This window comes from Pseudoclavibacter sp. RFBJ3 (assembly GCF_002931375.1).
Taxonomy (GTDB): domain Bacteria; phylum Actinomycetota; class Actinomycetes; order Actinomycetales; family Microbacteriaceae; genus Pseudoclavibacter.
In genome coordinates, this window is sequence record NZ_PSXZ01000007.1 from 1 (window position 1) to 15,843 (window position 15,843).

At 69.8% G+C, this 15,843-nt stretch carries 15 protein-coding genes; 2 read left to right on the forward strand and 13 right to left on the reverse strand.

The window, feature by feature from the left end:
• Window positions 1-74: 74 nt before the first annotated feature.
• The 13 genes from C5E07_RS09040 to fdhD all read right to left on the reverse strand — a co-directional run bounded on the left by C5E07_RS09040 (window position 75) and on the right by fdhD (window position 13,124).
• Window positions 75-1,367, reverse strand: a complete 1,293-nt coding sequence (locus C5E07_RS09040; protein ID WP_104299204.1) for a M20 family metallo-hydrolase — start codon at window positions 1,365-1,367, stop codon at window positions 75-77.
• The gene (locus tag C5E07_RS09045; protein ID WP_104299205.1) at window positions 1,364-2,338 is read right to left on the reverse strand and encodes an NAD(P)-dependent oxidoreductase; all 975 of its coding nucleotides are present in this window, start codon (window positions 2,336-2,338) and stop codon (window positions 1,364-1,366) included. Before C5E07_RS09045 ends, C5E07_RS09040 begins: the two co-directional genes overlap by 4 nt.
• A gap of 10 nt (window positions 2,339-2,348) precedes the next feature.
• Window positions 2,349-3,131 carry an amino acid ABC transporter ATP-binding protein gene (locus C5E07_RS09050; protein ID WP_308471363.1) on the reverse strand — a complete coding sequence of 261 codons (783 nt, stop codon included), beginning with the start codon at window positions 3,129-3,131 and terminating at the stop codon, window positions 2,349-2,351.
• Window positions 3,131-4,096, reverse strand: a complete 966-nt coding sequence (locus tag C5E07_RS09055) for an amino acid ABC transporter permease (RefSeq protein ID WP_104242195.1) — start codon at window positions 4,094-4,096, stop codon at window positions 3,131-3,133. The genes C5E07_RS09050 and C5E07_RS09055 overlap by 1 nt, the downstream gene beginning before the upstream one ends.
• Before the next feature lie 41 nt (window positions 4,097-4,137).
• Complete coding sequence (locus C5E07_RS09065; RefSeq protein WP_104242197.1) at window positions 4,138-5,028, reverse strand: ABC transporter substrate-binding protein; 891 nt, start codon at window positions 5,026-5,028, stop codon at window positions 4,138-4,140.
• 172 nt (window positions 5,029-5,200) lie between these two features.
• Window positions 5,201-5,794, reverse strand: coding sequence for a helix-turn-helix domain-containing protein (locus C5E07_RS09070; RefSeq protein WP_104242199.1), 594 nt, complete (start codon window positions 5,792-5,794; stop codon window positions 5,201-5,203).
• Window positions 5,791-7,467 (reverse strand): thiamine pyrophosphate-binding protein, encoded by a 1,677-nt coding sequence (locus C5E07_RS09075; protein ID WP_104299207.1) that lies wholly within the window; start codon window positions 7,465-7,467, stop codon window positions 5,791-5,793. Before C5E07_RS09075 ends, C5E07_RS09070 begins: the two co-directional genes overlap by 4 nt.
• Window positions 7,468-7,470: 3 nt before the next feature.
• Window positions 7,471-8,484: a dimethylarginine dimethylaminohydrolase family protein gene (locus C5E07_RS09080; RefSeq protein ID WP_104299208.1), complete on the reverse strand. Its 1,014-nt coding sequence runs from the start codon at window positions 8,482-8,484 to the stop codon at window positions 7,471-7,473.
• Between the two features lie 194 nt (window positions 8,485-8,678).
• Complete coding sequence (locus C5E07_RS09085) at window positions 8,679-9,146, reverse strand: SRPBCC domain-containing protein (protein WP_104242204.1); 468 nt, start codon at window positions 9,144-9,146, stop codon at window positions 8,679-8,681.
• 135 nt (window positions 9,147-9,281) lie between these two features.
• Window positions 9,282-10,835, reverse strand: coding sequence for an MDR family MFS transporter (locus tag C5E07_RS09090; RefSeq protein WP_104299209.1), 1,554 nt, complete (start codon window positions 10,833-10,835; stop codon window positions 9,282-9,284).
• Window positions 10,836-10,891: 56 nt separating this feature from the next.
• Entirely contained in the window at window positions 10,892-11,602 is a 711-nt protein-coding gene (gene modA, locus C5E07_RS09095; RefSeq protein ID WP_219820050.1) for a molybdate ABC transporter substrate-binding protein, read from the reverse strand.
• Window positions 11,603-11,720: 118 nt separating this feature from the next.
• A complete protein-coding gene (locus C5E07_RS09100) occupies window positions 11,721-12,134 on the reverse strand; it encodes a molybdopterin-binding protein (protein WP_104299211.1) in 414 nt (137 codons plus the stop codon).
• 87 nt (window positions 12,135-12,221) lie between these two features.
• The gene (fdhD, locus tag C5E07_RS09105) at window positions 12,222-13,124 is read right to left on the reverse strand and encodes a formate dehydrogenase accessory sulfurtransferase FdhD (RefSeq protein WP_104299212.1); all 903 of its coding nucleotides are present in this window, start codon (window positions 13,122-13,124) and stop codon (window positions 12,222-12,224) included.
• A gap of 209 nt (window positions 13,125-13,333) precedes the next feature.
• Here fdhD and C5E07_RS09110 point away from each other — a divergent pair, with 209 nt between their 5' ends.
• Both C5E07_RS09110 and glp read left to right on the forward strand, forming a co-directional pair.
• Window positions 13,334-14,587 (forward strand): ThiF family adenylyltransferase, encoded by a 1,254-nt coding sequence (locus tag C5E07_RS09110; RefSeq protein ID WP_104299213.1) that lies wholly within the window; start codon window positions 13,334-13,336, stop codon window positions 14,585-14,587.
• On the forward strand, window positions 14,584-15,843 hold the full coding sequence (glp, locus tag C5E07_RS09115) for a gephyrin-like molybdotransferase Glp (protein WP_104299214.1): 1,260 nt from the start codon (window positions 14,584-14,586) through the stop codon (window positions 15,841-15,843). Before C5E07_RS09110 ends, glp begins: the two co-directional genes overlap by 4 nt.

The following is a 15,843-nucleotide window of genomic DNA, read 5'->3' on the forward strand; positions in this document are numbered from 1 at the left end:
GGCAGGGGCAGTTCAGCGGGTCAGGGGCAGGCGGGGCCAGGGAGGGACCAGATGGCAGGCGGGTCAGGCGCGGGTCAGGAGAGGTGGCCGGTGACGAGGCGCCGCACGACTCCGGTGAGGACGTCGAGACCGGCGACGAGGTCGGCGGGCTCCGTGTACTCCCCCTCGTTGTGCGAGATGCCGTCGACGGAGGGCACGAACAGCATGACCGTCGGCACGAGCTCCTTCATGTTCGTCGAGTCGTGGCCGGCGACGGTCATGATCTCGTCGTTCGAGAGGCCGAGTTCCTCGGCGACGGAGCGGGCCAGATCGACGCCTGCTGGCTGGTACGGGTTGACGTCCCACGAGTGCGACAGGGTGCGCTCGATCTCGACGTGGGCCTTCGCCTCGATCTCCGCGAAGCGCGCGTCCAGGAGGGCGTTGGCCTCGGCGAGCAGGGCTTCGTCGTCGCTGCGCAGGTCGAGCAGCAGCGTCACCTCGCTCGCCACGACGACGGGCGAGTTCGGGTAGACGTCGAGCTGCCCGACGGCCGTGTGCAGCTTGCCAGGGAAGCGGTCAGTGAGCTCGCGCGCGAAGACGACGAGCAGGGACGCGCCGTACAGGGCATCCTTGCGGTCTTCCATGACGGTCGCCCCCGAGTGGGCCTGCTCGCCCTTGACGACGACCCGGTACTTGCTGGCAGCCCAGGTCGCGGTCACGAGCCCGATGGTCGTGCCGGCGTTCTCGAGCAGGCGGCCCTGCTCGATGTGGATCTCTGCGCACAGCGCCGCGACGGGACCGGTGCCCTCGCCGAGGAAGCCGGTGGGCCGCAGCGCCTCCTCGACGCTGATTCCGGCCTTGTCACGGACGGCGAGGGCCTTCTCGAGCGGCAGCACGCCCGTGTAGACGGACGATCCCATCATGGAGGGCACGAAACGCGAGCCCTCCTCGTTGAACCAGTTGACGACGGCGACGTTGTACTTCACGCCGTCGATGCCGCCGGCGGCTGCCTCGTCGGCGATGCGGAACGCCGCGTGCGCCGCGGCGAGCACGCCGTAGGCGCCGTCGTACTTGCCGGCGGTCGGCTGCGAGTCCATGTGCGAGCCGATGAGCACGAACGGCGCACCGGGGACGAGCTCGAGCAGGCCGAACTGGTTGCCGATCCGGTCGTACTCGACGGTGAAGCCGCGCCCTTCGAGCAGCGCCTGGAACCAGCGGCGCTGCGCGTTGTCGGCGTCGCTCGCGGCCTGGCGGTCGACGCCGCCGTGCCCCGTCGCCCCGAACTCACCCATCGTGTCGAAGTCGCGCAGGAAGCTCTCGTGCGCGGCGGCGGGGGTGGATGCTGTTGCGTCTGCCTGCGCGTGCGGCAGGCCGGGCTTGTCTGTCATGAAGTGCTCCCGGTGGGGTCGGCTGGTGCGCCGAGCTCGGCGATGATGTTGAGCGCTGGCTGCGATTCGTAGCCGGCGAGTGCCGCGTCCGACCACCAGGCCGTGTGCGGAGTGATGAGCGTGCCGGGGTCGGTGCGCATGGCGTCACTCGGGTGCGGGGGCTCCCCGTCGAGGACGTCGGCGGCGTAGGTACGCAGGGAGCCGTCAGCCAGGGCGGCCTGAACGGCGGCCTCGTCGACCAGGCCGGCCCGCGAGACGTTGACGACGACGGCGCCGTCCGGCAGAAGGGCGAGTGCCTCGGCGCCGATGATGCCCCTCGACTCTGGGGTGAGCGGCAGGTGGAGGCTCAACGAGTCGGAGGAGCGCAGGAGCTCCTCGAGGGAGCCGACGAGCTCGACGCCGTCCGGTGCCGCCTGCGCGTAGGGGTCGAAGGCGAGGATGCGACCGAAGCTGGGGCGCGCGATCTCGGCGAGCCTGCCGCCGATGCGGCCGAGCCCGACAAGACCGAGCGTGAGCGTGCTGAGGCGGCGCGGCACGCGGAGGCGCTCGGTGGCCTCGTCCGTCCACTCTCCGCTCCGCACGAGCTGCAGGCTCCGCAGCAGGGAGCGCTCGGCGGCGAGCAGCAGCGTGAGCGCGTGCGCCGCGACCTCCTCAGTCGCGACCCCAGCGAGGGTCACGATCTTCACGCCTCTGGCGGCGGCCGCATCCGCGTCGATCATGTCGGTGCCGACGGAGCTCGTCGCGAGGAGCCGGAGCGATGGGAGCTGCGCGAGCACGTCCGCCGTGATGCGGGCGTAGCCGACGACCGCGGCGACGGCGGCGAGGTGCTCGCGGGGCACGACCGCGTCGGGTCCCGGTGCGGTCGGCAGCTCGAGGTGGGCGGTTGCGTAGCCCGCTTCCCGCAGGAGCCTCGAGGCGGGCTCCTGCGCGAGGTCGGTCGTGTCGGTGAAGATCACCAGTGGACGTGTCATGTCAGCTCGCCTACTTGAGCACGCGCGCCAGGAAGCGCTTCGTGCGTTCGTGCCTGGGGTTCTGGATGACGTCCTCCGGGGCGCCCTCCTCGACGATGACTCCGCCGTCCATGAACACGACACGGTCGCAGACGTCGCGCGCGAAGCCGATCTCGTGCGTGACGACGACCATGGTCATGCCCTCCTTGGCGAGCTTCGTCATGACCTGCAGCACCTCGCCGACGAGCTCCGGGTCGAGTGCCGAAGTGGGCTCGTCGAAGAGCAGCACGCTGGGCTTCATGGCGAGCGCACGGGCGATCGCGACCCGCTGCTGCTGCCCGCCGGACAGCTGCGACGGGTAGTTGTCGCCCTTGTCTGCGAGGCCGACCTGCTCGAGCAGCTCCTTGGCGGCAGCGATGGCCGCCGACTTCTTGTGTCCGAGGATCTGCACGGGCGATTCGATGATGTTCTCGATCGCCGTCATGTGCGGGAACAGGTTGAAGCGCTGGAAGACCATGCCGATGTCCCGACGGCGCTTCGCGATCTCGTTCGGCCGCAGCTCGTAGAGCTTGCCGTTCTTCTCCTTGTAGCCGACGGGCTCCCCCGCCACCCTGATGACGCCGCGGTCGGCGGTCTCGAGGTGGTTGAGGCAGCGCAGGAGCGTCGACTTCCCGGAGCCTGATGGCCCGAGGATGCTGACGACCTCGCCGGCGTGCACGTCGAGCGAGATGTCCTTGAGCACTTCGACGCTGCCGAACGACTTCGCGACGTTGCGCAGCTCGATCATGGGTGCGGTGGGTGCGGATGCGGGCATCAGCGGATTGCCTCTCTGCTTGTTCCTGCAGACCTGCGGTTGGGCAGAATCGAGGTGAGCACTCGCTTCCACACGGGTTCCGGGGTCGTGAAGCCGCGGGACTTGCCGAGCTTGCGCTCGAGGAAGCCCTGGCCGATGCTCGCGATCGAGGTGAGGATCAGGTACCAGATGCTCGCGACGAGCAGCATCTCCATGCGGCTGAAGTCGGCGGCGCCGATCTGCTGGGCTCGCGTGAGGAGGTCTCCAGCGCCGATCACCGACACGAGCGACGTCTCCTTGAGGAGCGTGACGAGCTCGTTGCCCATGGGCGGCACGATGGAGCGCAGCGCCTGCGGGAGGATGATGCGGAACATGATCTTGCCCTGCGTCATGCCGAGCGCCTCGGCCGCCTCCTTCTGGCCCGGGTCGATGGAGATGATGCCGCCGCGGATGATCTCCGACATGTAGGCGGATTCGTTGGCCGCGAGGCCGAGGACGGCCGCGGTGAGCGGCAGGATGAGGGCGTTCGTGTCGAGTTGGATGAAGATCAGGTCGATCTGCGGGAAGAACAGCGCGAGGTTGAACCAGATGAGGATCTGCACCAGGATCGGCGTCCCGCGGAAGATCCACACGAATCCGCTCGAGATGGCGCGAAGCACCCCGTTGCTGGAGATGCGCATGACGGCGAGGGTGATGCCGCCGATGATGCCGAGGATCATGCTCACCACGGTCAGCATGATGGTGATGAGGAGGCCCTGCATGATGGCCTCTGCGAAGACTCTCGAGCCGACCTTCTCCCAGCGGATGCTCGATCCCGTCGCGACGTCGTAGACGAGCTTCGCGAGGAAGAGGAGCACGATCGCGGCGAAGATCCATTGGCCGTAATGCCGCAGCGGGACGATTTTGGGGGCGTCGGCCGCGGGCGCGGCGGGGGCGGTGGTGACCGCTCCCGTCGCGCCCGTGGAGGGGCCGGTCGAGGTGTTCACTGTTCTTCAGCTCCGTTGTTGTTCGTCAGTCTCCGCGGGGCCTATTCGGCGCCGTTGATGGTGACTTCCTCGACGGCGCCGCCTTCCTGACCGTGGGAGGTCAGGATCTCGGTGTAGGTGCCGTCGTCGATGAGGGACTGGACCGCCGCCTGGATGGCTGCGCTCAGCTGGTTGTCCTTCGCGACTGCCATGCCGAGGGGCTCTGGCTGGAAGGGCTCCTCGTTGGCGAGCTCGAAGCCGCTTGCCTGCTCGACGTTGTAGCTCGCGACCGGGTACTGGCTGACCGACGCTGCTGCGCGGCCGGACTGCACCTGGATGAGGGCGTCGTTGTCGGTGGCCTGCGCGGAGATCTCGATGGGGCTCGATGCGCAGATGTCGGTGTTGAAGGCTTCGAGGATGCCCTGCTGCGCGGAGTCGCGGAGCACGGAGACGGCCTTGCCGCAGAGGTCTGCCTCGGCGGTGATGCCCTCCGGGTTGCCTTCTGCGACGACGATGCCCTGGCCGGCGTTGAAGTAGTCGACGAAGTCGTAGTTCTCCTGGCGCTCGGGGGTGTCGGTCATGGCGGCGACGACGACGTCGTAGCGTGCCGTGTCGAGCGACGGGAGGAGCGTGTCGAATGCGACGTTCTCGATCTGGACCTCGAGGCCGAGCTTCTGCCCGACGGCCTTGATGAGGTCCATGTCGAGGCCGATGACGGTGGCGCCGTCGGCGTCGAGGTACTCGTAGGGCGGGTAGTACGCCTCGGTGCCGACCGTGAGGGTGCCGGCGTCGGCGATCTCCTGCGGGAGGAGCGCGACGGCCGCCTCGTCCACGGCGACCTCGGAGACGTCGGCCTCCGGCGCGTCACCGGACGAGCATCCGGCGAGCAGTGCGGTGAGGGCGACGAACGAGGCGCCAGCCAGGCCCGCCTTCATGAGCTTCTTGGATGCCATGTGAATTTCTCCTTCTCTTGATCACCAGCAGTGATCATCTGTAGGCAACATGCGTAATCTAGGAGGCAACTTGCCGCCGGAGGCGCCAAGTCACGCAGGGTTTACAAGGGCGTTACGTGCCGAGCGATCGCTCGGTCTGTGCCGGTGAACGACAGTAGTGGGTCGGGCAAGGTCAGGTCGTGCCTCCCCACGCGGCAGGGGCGAGCACCCAGAGGAGTTCGACCCCCTCTGTCGAGTCGCGCGTGTGCCACGTGTGCGGCTCGCGACCGTCGAGCGTTATCGAGTCCCCGGATTCGAGTTCCCACGTCTCGGAGGCGAGCACCACCGTGATCGACCCGCGCAGCACGTGCAGGAAATCGACCTCGCAGTTCACGGAGTACAGCTCCTCCCCGCCGGTTCCGGACATGCCGGCGTCGACGCGGGAGCGCACGACCTGGAAGCGCGGGTCGTTGCGGGGGCTGAGCAGGCGCTCGTACACGTTGGTGCCGCCGAGGTTGATCTGCGGTGCGTCGTCGAAGCGGACGAGCTGCGCATCCGGTGCGCTGAAGAGCTCTCCGACCTCGATGTTGAGCACGTCGCAGAGCAGCACGAGCGTGGAGACGCTCGGCGACGTCTGGTCGCGCTCGACACGGCTGAGGAAGCTCTTGCTGAGCCCCGTCGCGCTGGCGAGCTGCTCGATCGTCATCTGGCGAAGCTGGCGCACCGACCGGAGCCTGCCGCCGATGGCGGCGGGCTCGTTGCGCGGCACGACGGGCAGGGCTCTCATCGGTGGACCGCCGGCCGGTGGGTGTGGGTCGCCTCGAACAGCTCGAGGGTGGCGGGCAGCACGAGCACGCGGGGCCCTGGGGTGCGGATGCTCGCGGCGAGCTCGTCGGCGAGCGTGTCCAGCTCCACGGCCCTCGACTCGATGCCGAACGCACGCGCAACCGCCAGGTAGTCGGGGCCCGTGAGCTCGGTCGCCGTGGCCCGCCCGTAGGCCTCGTTCATGTAGCCGCGCAGCACGCCGTAGCCGCCGTCGTCGACGACGAGCCAGGTCACGCTGAGCTGCGACTGCGCGAGTGTGGACAGCTCGGCGACACCGTAGAGCCCTCCGCCGTCGCCGGAGATCGCGACGACGGGGGCGCCGTTCGGCGTCTCGCGCGAGCGGGAGGCGAAGGAGGCGCCGATGGCCGCCGGCAGCCCGAAGCCGAGCCCGCCGCACTGCCCGTTCTCGTACACGCCGCCGCGCGCATCCCACGCCGACCAGGCCCAGTAGGCGCTGATCGTCATGTCCCAGAAGGTCGCGACCTCGTCGGGGATGGCCGACCGCAGGGTGTCCATGAGCTCCCGCTCCGTGGCGAGGGGCTGCGCGTCGAGCCTGCCGCGCACGGTCGCGAGGAGCTCATCGATGGCGGGGCGCGCATCCGCTCGCTCTCCGAGCTCGCTCGCGCGGAGGCGGTCGAGGACTCCCTGGAGTGCCAGGCCCGCGTCGGAGCGGAGCGTGATCGTGCCCTCGTGGTTCGCGCCGAGCACACGCGCGTCGGCGTCGATGTGGATGACGGTGCCCGTCGGGGCGAGTCGGAAGTAGTTCGACGAGAGTTCACTCAGGCCCGTGCCCACGACGAGCAGCACGTCGGCGGCTTCGAGGAACTCGGTGGTCGCGATGTCCTCGATCCACCCCTCGGCCGAGAGCGGATGCGCCCACGGGAAGGCGCTGCGGCCGCCGTAGGTCGTGACGACGGGGGCCTGCAGCTGCTCGGCGAGCTGCTCGAGCAGTTCCCCGGCGCCGGAACGGACGACGCCCCCGCCCGCGTAGATGCGCGGCGTCGAGGACTCGGCGAGGAGCCTCGCGACGGCGTCGAGCTGCGCGCCCGTGGCCTCTGGAGCGAGCGCGTACGCCTCCGCCGCGAGGCCGCCGAGCTGCCCGTCCGCGAGCTCGACGCTCGCCTGCTGCACGTCGTGCGGCACCTCGACGTAGACGGGGCCAGCCGGGGCGCTCTGCGCCGTGCGCCACGCCTCGACGAGGGTCGGCACGATCTGGTCGACCGAGCGGATGCTCCACGTGCCCTTGGCGATGCCGCGGAAGTGCGACTCCTGGTCGCGCAGCTCGTGCAGGTAGCCGTGGGCCTGGCCGCCGATACCGGGGGTTGGCACCTGCGCCGAGATGAGCAGCACGGGCGAGCTCGCCGTCGCCGCCTCCTGCAGACCGGGGAGCGCCGTCAGCGCTCCGGGGCCGGCCGAGAGCAGGAGCGGGGTGACGGTTCCGGTGACGCGTGCGTGCCCATCCGCCATGAACGCCGCGTTGTTCTCGACTCGCGCACCGAGGTAGTCGAGCGACGAGTCGCCGAGCGCGTCGAACATGGGCAGCGCGTGCTGGCCGGGCAGTCCGACCACTCGCTCAGCGCCGAGCGCCTCGAGCGTTCGGATGACGAGCTCCCCGCCGGTGACGTTCTCTGACATCGCTTACCAGTCCCTCTGGAGTTCCATGGTCGAGCAGTGCAGCCCGCCGCCGTTCTTGTTGATCTCGCGGTAGGTGACGGGGATGATCTCCACGCCGTACTTCGAGTTGAGGAGCTCCGCCGTGCGGGGCAGGTGGGAGGGGAAGAGCAGCTTGCGGCGGTCGAGGGTCAGGAGGTTGCAGGCCCAGTCCTCCTGGGGTGCGACGTCGACGGTCTCGATGCCGAGCTTCCAGAGCGCGTCGAGGAAGTCATAGGGCGCGATGCGCGAGTTCACGAGCGCGAGGTCGTCGTCGAGCATGGCGCAGCACAGGTCGAGGTGGATCTGGTAGCCGGGCATCTGCGAGTGGACGAGCTCGATGCCCTGCTCCTCGAGGATGTTCCTGAGCTGACGGTAGCCTTCGAGGTTGCAGCGCACGGAGGTGCCGAAGAACGCGAGGTCGGGGCGCACCTTGATGAAGCTGCCGCCCTCCACGAGTCCCGTGCCCGTGATCGTGCCGAGGATCGGCATGCCCTGGGCCGCAACGGTCTGCGTGATCGACTGCTCCTCGCCTCGCCGCATGCGCGGTGCGAGGCGGCCGATGATCGCGCCGCCGGGGATCGTGACGAGCGGGTCGCGGGTGAAGACCGACTTCGTGAAGCTGGGGGCGAGGTCGGGGGCCATGACGACCTCGACCTCGTTGTCCTCGAGCACCTGCACGAAGCTGTCGAACTCGCTGTGCAGCTTCTCGAGGTCGGGGAACTCGCGGCCAGACCAGTACCAGCGGCGATCCGGGTCGACGTAGGCGCCGATCTCGGGCATCCAGGTCGACTCCCCCGCCTTCTCGACGGCTTCGAGGCCGGCGCTGGGGCGGCGCATCATGATGGTGCGGAGGCGTCCGACCTCGTCCTGCGCACCCCACTTGCGGCCCCAGTAGGCGGGCAGCTCGGAGTCGGCGAGGAAGCCGGGTTCGGCCTCAGGGCCGAGGAGGCGGTGGAAGGCGCCGTCTGACATCTCGAGGGTGGGGTCGACGTCGGTCATGTGAAAACCTTTCGTGGTCGCGTCGTTGCGACTCCGAGAAGTTTCGCTCACGACATCATGCGTTGTCTAGTGCGAAACTACGGTTGCTCGTTTCCGAGCACGTGACGCCCATGTTTCGAGCCCGTAACTTCTGCCGAATCCAGGCACGATGCGGCGCCCGTCACCCAGCAGCGGGATCAGGGCAAGCACCCGGATCAGAGCAGCGGGATCTCCTCTGCAGGGGCCTCGCCGAGTGCCTCTCGCAGCAGCGGCAGCGCCGCCGTCCAGGCCATCGTCTCGATCTCGGCCGACGTCGAGTCCGCAGCGAGCCCTTCGAGCTCCTCGAAACCCGAATGGCGCACGGTCAGCGCCGACCCGCCGTCTGCCGGCTCGATCGTGAACTCGACGACGGTGCTGTTCTGCGGCTGCGGGTCCTCCTCCGGCACCGCGGCGAGGCGGTAGCCGAAGCGACGAGGCGACTCCACGAGCGTGACCTCGCCGCGGAACGTGCCGTGCTCCGGCCAGTGGACGGCGAGCACTCCCCCGGGCTCTGCCTCGATCGTCGCGCCACCGAACGCGTACCAGCTCGCAAACGACTCCTGCTCCGTGAGCATGCTCCAGAGCCGCTCCGGTGCGGCCTCGAAGGTGATGGACTTCTCGACGATCTCGGGCGCGTCAGCCATGGTCGCTCCTCAGCTCGGTGGACGTTCGACTCCCCATCTTCGCAAATCTCGGCAGGAAGAGCGTCCGAGGCCAGACGAACGGAGGGCCCGGCACCAGAAGTCTCTGGTGCCGGGCCCTCCGTCTGCTGAGCAGGCTCAGTGACCCATCGGGATCTCCGCGTCGGCGCGCTTCGGCGTCGACTTCACGAAGAACGTGCCGATGATGGTGACGAGCGAGATGCACGCACCAACGAGGAAGGCAGAGTGGATGCCCTGCGCCTCCGCCGAGATGGGCGCGAGGCCCTCACCGGCCGCCGCGAGCGTCGAGTTGGCCATGACGACGACGAACATCGCCGTGCCTGCGGCGCCGGCCAGCTGCTGCGCCGTGGTCACGACGGCGGAGCCGTGCGAGTACCTCGACTTGGGCAGGTCGCCGAGCGCGCTGGTCATGAGCGGCGTGAACATGAGCGCGAGGCCGATCGAGAGGGTGACGTGGGCGGCGATGACCATCCACTGCTCGGAGTTCTCGCCGAGCATCGTCATGCCCCAGATCGCCGTGCTCACGACGAGCGAGCCGGGGATGATGAGCGGCTTGGTGCCGAACCGGTCGAAGAGACGACCGACGAACGGCGCGAGCAGACCCATCGTGAGGCCACCCGGCAGCAGGGTGAGGCCAGCGCGGAGGGTGTCGTAGCCGAGCACCTCCTGCATGTAGATGGGCAGCAGGATGATCGTGCCGAACAGCGACATGAAGCTCACCGCGAGGAGGATGAGCGACACCGTGAACTGGCGGCTCGTGAAGACGCGCAGGTCGAGGAGCGCGGAATCCGTCTTCTGGCGCGCGATCTGGCGCCAGATGAACGCGCCGAGCGCGAGCACGCCGACGAGGATCGGGACGAACGCGGGGACGACGGCCGTCGCCGAGCTCTCGCCGAGCCCGGAGAAGCCGTAGACGAGTCCACCGAACGCGAAGGCGGAGAGGATGACGGAGAGCACGTCGATCTTCGCCTGGCGCGGCTCGGTGACGTTCTTGATGAACAGGGCTCCGAGCACGAGCGCGACGATGGCGATCGGGAGGACGAAGCCGAACATCCAGCGCCACTCGAAGACCTGCAGGATGAGGCCGGAGACCGTCGGTCCGATTGCGGGTGCCACGGAGATGACGATGGAGATGTTGCCCATCGTGCGGCCACGACGCTCCGGCGGGACCATGTTGAGCACGGTCGTCATGAGCAGCGGCATCATGATGGCGGTACCGGAGGCCTGCACGATGCGGCCGAGGAGCAGGACCTCGAAGCCGGGCGCGAGGAAGCAGAGCAGTGTTCCGAGCGAGAAGAGGATCATCGCCGCCATGAACACCTGGCGCACGTGGAACCGCTGCAGCAGGAAGCCCGTGATGGGGATGACGACGGCCATGACCAGCATGAAGGCGGTCGTGAGCCACTGGCCGGTCGCCAGCGGGATACCGAGGTCGGCGTTGAGGGCGGGCAGGGCCACGCCCATGATCGTCTCGTTGAGGATGACGACGAACGCGGAGACGAGCAGGAGTGGGATCACGAAGCGAGTGCGCGGGTCCGCGCCGAGCTCGCTCGTGGAGGCGGCTGCGCCCGCGGATGCGGACTCAGCTGGGGTCGGTTCGGCGTCGCGGGTCGCGGTGCGCGAGTCGGTCACAGTACTCCTTGAGAGGTTCAGATCTTGGCGTGCGGGCATGCCCGCACGGTCGGGGCTAACGCGGCGACCGCCCTCCGCATTCCCCGGCGCGTCGCTCACGTCAGGCTGAGGAAGCCGGCCTCATCGAACACCTCGACGCCTCGCGCCGTGAGGATGAACTCGGTGAAGGCGGCGGCCGCCTCCGGATTGGGCGCGGCCTTGAGCGGGACGATGCCGTAGTTGTTGACCGCGTCGAGCGCCTCGGGGAACTCGATGGCCGTGACCTCGCTCGCCGCGGCCTTCGCGTCGCTCGCGTAGACGAGTCCGGCATCGGCCTCGCCGAGGCGCACCTTCGTGAGCACCGCCTTGACGTCGCTCTCCTTGGTGTCGGGCTTCGGAACGATGTCGTTCTGCTCGAAGAGCTTGGCGCTCGCGGCGCCGCAGGGAACCTTCGCGGCGCAGACGGCGATCTTCAGCGTGGGGTCGGCGAAGTCCTTGAGGCCCGTGACACCGGCCGGGTTGCCCTTTGGCGTCACGATGACCAGCGCGTTGCGCGTGAACGTCGCGGGGGTCCATTCGACGAGTCCCGCATCCACGACCGTCTTCATCGTCGCGTCGTCGGCGGAGGCGAACACGTCGACGGGAGGGCTGCCCGCCACGATCTCGTCCGCGAGCGTCGAGCTGCCCCCGAAGTTCAGGGTCACGGTGACGCCGGGGTGCTCCGCTTCGAACTCCCCCGCAAGCTGCGTGAAGGTCTCGGTGAGCGAGGACGCGGCATACACGGTGACGTTGCCGGTCGGGCCGGTCTCGCTGGGTGACGGAGACACGGATGCCTCGCCGGTAGGCCCAGTCGGAGCTGTCATCGGAGCACACCCCGCGAGCGCACCCAGGACGAGGATCCCGAGGGCGGCGGCGACGGACCGGAGCGTTCCTGGTCTCCGCTTCCTAGGCACTGTGCACTCCTTCGATTCCCACGTTCGTCGCCTTCACGCTGGCCACGACGAGGCTCCCCACCTCGAGGCCGAGCTCGTCGACGGCCTCGCGTGACACGAGCGACACGATCCTGAACGGGCCAGCCTGCACCTCGACCTGGGCCATGACGGTGTCGAGCGTCAGCTTGGTGACGATGCCTCGCATCCGGTTGCGGGCGGATGCGGGCGGCAGCTCGCCCGAGTCGGCTCTGGCGTCGCCGTCGGCGAGCTCCTTGGCGAGGGCCGCGAGCTGAGCGCCCGCCACGGTCTTCGCGCCGGCGTCTCCCTGCAGGTCGAGGCGGCCGCTCGCACCCCAGCGACGAACGGTGTCGTCGCTGACCCCGAGGAGCGATGCGGCCTCGCTGACCCGGTATCGCTGTTCTGCCATGCGGGCATCTTCTCACGCGCTCCCGCATGTGCGTGGCCCGCGCTCTGGTGGGAACCGCAGCTGCGCTTGCCGAGCCGCCGATGCGCGCTAGCTCCGTTCCCCCGCCTCGGTCTCGGTATTTGTCTCGGTCCCCGTTCCCAGCTCGATCTCCTCGGCGTCGAGGATGCGGTCAGGGCGCGAGTAGATGACCATCGACTCCCCGCGGAGGAACCCGATGAGGGTCATGCCGCTGGCCTCGGCGAGGTCTGCGGCGAGCGATGAGGGGGCTGAGACGGCCGCGAGGATGGGGATGCCCGCCATCTTCGCTTTCTGGACGAGCTCGAAGCTCGATCGGCCCGACACCTGCAGCACCGTCCCGGTCAGCGGGAGCCGGTCGTTCTGCACCGCCCAGCCGACGACCTTGTCGACGGCGTTGTGCCGTCCGACGTCCTCGCGCAGCACGAGGAGATCGCCGGTCGCGGCGTCGAAGAGCGCCGCCGCATGCAGGCCGCCGGTCTTCTCGAACACCTCCTGCTGTTCCCTGAGCCTGTCGGGGAACGTCACGAGCCGAGCCGCCTGGAGTATGACGGGGTCGCGGGCCACGTCGTAGCTCGAGGTCAGCTCGACGGCGTCGATGCTCGCCTTGCCGCAGAGCCCGCAGGAGCTCGTGGTGTAGAAGTTGCGCGCGAGGTCGGGGTCAGGCGGCGGGGTCTCAGCGGAGAGGCGGACGTCGAGCACGTTGTAGGTGTTGAGACCATCCGCGCTCCCGTCGGCACCGGCGCAGTACATCGCCGAGCGGAACTGCTCGCCGCGCGAGATGACGCCCTCGGAGACGAGGAAGCCCGCCGCGAGCTCGAAGTCGTTGCCCGGGGTGCGCATCGTGATCGCGAGCTGCTGTCCGCCGACGCGGATCTCGAGGGGCTCTTCGGCCGCGAGGAAGTCGGCCTTCCTGCTCGGGGGCTTCCCGAGGCTCAGGCGTGTGACGCTCCGTCGCACCGTGATCCGACCCACGCGATCATGCTAGCTCGCCGCGCGCATCCGCGCCCGCCCACCATTCCTGCCGAAAGCGCACTTCTGGTCGTCGTTCCTCGCGGGTAGCGACCACAAGTCAGCCCTGGGCGGCGTGCGCGGCGAGCGTCGCGGACGCGAGGGCGCGAGGCGAACCCCGGGCAGGGTCGGCTGCCGGTTGGCTGCGCGGGATGCGGCGGTAGGGTGACGCCATGCGCCTCGCACCGCTTGTCGAACCGTCCCCAGAGCTCCGGGGCGACGAGCTCGCCCGAACCGCTCGGCAGCGCCGCCTGCCCGAGCTCGGCGAGATCGGGCAGCGCCGCCTCGCCGCCAGCCGGGTCGCGGTCCTGGGAGCCGGGGGCCTCGGCGCTCCGGCCCTGCAGTACCTCGCGGCCGCGGGAGTCGGCACGATCGGGGTCATCGACGCGGATGCGGTCGAGCCGAGCAACCTGCACCGGCAGGTCATCCACGGCATCGACGACGTCGGCGCTCGCAAGACCGCGAGCGCCGCCCGCAGCCTCCGACGGCTCGCGCCGGGCGTGACGGTTGTCGAGCACGACGAGCGCCTCGATGGCGCGAACGCCGAGCGCATCCTCGGCGGCTACGACCTCGTGCTCGACGGCGCCGACAACTTCCCGACGCGCTACGCCGTGGCCGACGCGTGCACGAGCCTCGGCCTGCCGCTCGTGTGGGGCTCCGTGCTGGGCTTCGACGCGCAGCTCACGGTGTTCTGGTCGACGCCGCCGGTGCCCGCGGAAGGCGTCACCCTGCGCGATGTGTTCCCTGAGCCGCCACCGGAGGGCTCGGTGCCGTCGTGTGCCGAGGCAGGTGTGCTCGGCGCGCTCTGCGGCGTCGTGGGCTCGATGATGGCGACCGAGGCGATCAAGCTCATCACCGGGATCGGCGACGTGCTCCTCGGCAGGCTCCTCGTCGTCGAGGCGCTCACGATGCGCATCTCCGAAGTGCCGCTCCGGGCAGCCGATCACGCCGCCCTCGACCGCGTGGCGGGCACCTCGGCCCCGTCGGCGGCATGCTCGACGTCGCAGACAGCATCCCCCGCACCGGAGGAGGACCGAGCAGCCCCGCAGGCAAGGCCGGCCCCGCTCGACTTCGATCCGGTTCGGGACTCGCACGGCCGGCTGATCGACGTGCGCGAGCCGGACGAGTACGCCGTCGATGCGCTGCCAGGTGCCCAGTCGCTGCCGCTCAGCGAGCTGCTCCAGCTCGAGCGCGAGCCGGACGTGCTGAGGACGCGACTCCTCGGGCTCAAGGCTGGGCACGCGGGCACGCCGGATGCCCCGTTCAATCTCTACTGCGTCTCCGCCGCGAGGGCCAGGCGGGCGGCGCTGCTCCTCGCGCCGCACGGCTTCGACGTGCGAGTGGTGCAGACACCTCAGCTGCAGGTGCTGCGAGCGTCCAGCGGCACGCTCGGCGCGGATGCGACTCAGACAGGGGTGCGGGCATGATCGAGGTCGAGACGCAGCTTGCGCGCGTGCTGGGCGAGTCCCGCCAGCTGCCGAGTGACACCGTTGCCCTGGCGGCAGCCCACGGCAGGTACTTGGCGGAGAGCCTCGTGTCGCGATACGCGCTGCCACCCTGGACGAACTCGGCCATGGACGGCTACGCGGTCCGCTCCGACGACGTGGCCGCAGCGAGCCCCGAGTCGCCGGTGATCCTCGACGTCGTGGCAGACCTTCCGGCGGGCACCGCCTCCGACCCCTCGCTCGCGAGCGGACAGGCCGCCCGCATCATGACGGGCGCCCCCGTCCCGGCGGACGCCGATGCGATCGTGCCCGTCGAGGCGACCGACGGCGGCGAGCGGCGGGTGAGCATCACCGCCCCGGCGAAGCGCGGCGTGCACATCCGCTCGGCCGGCGAGGACCGCCAGCCGGGAGACCCGCTCGTCACCGCGGGGTCGCGCGGGAGCGCCGAGGCCCTCTCCGCACTGGCCTCGGCCGGGTACGGCACGGTCTCCGTCGCGCGGCGCCCACGCGTCGCCGTGATCGCCACAGGAAGCGAGCTCGTCGCACCAGGCGAGGCGCTCGAGCGCGGGCAGATCCCCGACTCGAACTCACTCCTCATCTCCTCCCTGGCCATCGAGCACGGGAGCGAGCTCGTCGACGTCGTCCGAGTCTCCGACGAGGTCGCCGAACTGGAGGCCGCACTGCAGGCACTCGCGGGCCGCTGCGACGTGATCGTGCTGACGGGCGGCGTGAGCATGGGCGCCTACGACCCCGTCAAGGAGCTCCTCTCCCCCGGCGGCCAGGTGCGCTTCGAGAAGGTCGCGATGCAGCCGGGCAAGCCACAGGGCTTCGGTCGCCTCGCCGAGCCGTGGGTCGGCGAGGGCGAGCTCGGCCCGCTCGTCTTCGGCCTCCCCGGCAACCCCGTCAGCGCCTGGGTGTCGTTCCTCGTCTTCGTACGGCCGTGCCTGCGCGCCCTGCAAGGAGCCTCCGTCGTCGAGGACCCGCGTCTGAGCGCGCGCGCCGAGACGGGCTGGCGCACGCCGCCCGGGCGCCGCCAGTACCTGCCCGCGCGCATCCGCACCACCGATTCGGGGGTCGTGGTCTCGCCCGCCGCCGCGCGGGGCTCGGGTTCGCACCTCGTGGGCAGCCTCGCCGACGCGAACGGCTACGCCATCGTGGATGCGCGTGTCGAGCGGGTCGAAGAGGGCGACGTCGTGCAGGTGGTCCGCCTGATGTCGGACGTGGGTGCCAGACTCTGA

Coding starts and splice junctions, on each gene's coding strand:
- C5E07_RS09040 (WP_104299204.1), bottom strand. CDS start 1,367: ATGACAGACAAGCCCGGCCTGCCGCACGCGCAGGCAGACGCAACAGCA.
- C5E07_RS09045 (WP_104299205.1), bottom strand. CDS start 2,338: ATGACACGTCCACTGGTGATCTTCACCGACACGACCGACCTCGCGCAG.
- C5E07_RS09050 (WP_308471363.1), bottom strand. CDS start 3,131: ATGCCCGCATCCGCACCCACCGCACCCATGATCGAGCTGCGCAACGTC.
- C5E07_RS09065 (WP_104242197.1), bottom strand. CDS start 5,028: ATGGCATCCAAGAAGCTCATGAAGGCGGGCCTGGCTGGCGCCTCGTTC.
- C5E07_RS09070 (WP_104242199.1), bottom strand. CDS start 5,794: ATGAGAGCCCTGCCCGTCGTGCCGCGCAACGAGCCCGCCGCCATCGGC.
- C5E07_RS09075 (WP_104299207.1), bottom strand. CDS start 7,467: ATGTCAGAGAACGTCACCGGCGGGGAGCTCGTCATCCGAACGCTCGAG.
- C5E07_RS09080 (WP_104299208.1), bottom strand. CDS start 8,484: ATGACCGACGTCGACCCCACCCTCGAGATGTCAGACGGCGCCTTCCAC.
- C5E07_RS09085 (WP_104242204.1), bottom strand. CDS start 9,146: ATGGCTGACGCGCCCGAGATCGTCGAGAAGTCCATCACCTTCGAGGCC.
- C5E07_RS09090 (WP_104299209.1), bottom strand. CDS start 10,835: ATGCCCGCACGCCAAGATCTGAACCTCTCAAGGAGTACTGTGACCGAC.
- C5E07_RS09100 (WP_104299211.1), bottom strand. CDS start 12,134: ATGGCAGAACAGCGATACCGGGTCAGCGAGGCCGCATCGCTCCTCGGG.
- C5E07_RS09110 (WP_104299213.1), top strand. CDS start 13,334: ATGCGCCTCGCACCGCTTGTCGAACCGTCCCCAGAGCTCCGGGGCGAC.
- glp (WP_104299214.1), top strand. CDS start 14,584: ATGATCGAGGTCGAGACGCAGCTTGCGCGCGTGCTGGGCGAGTCCCGC.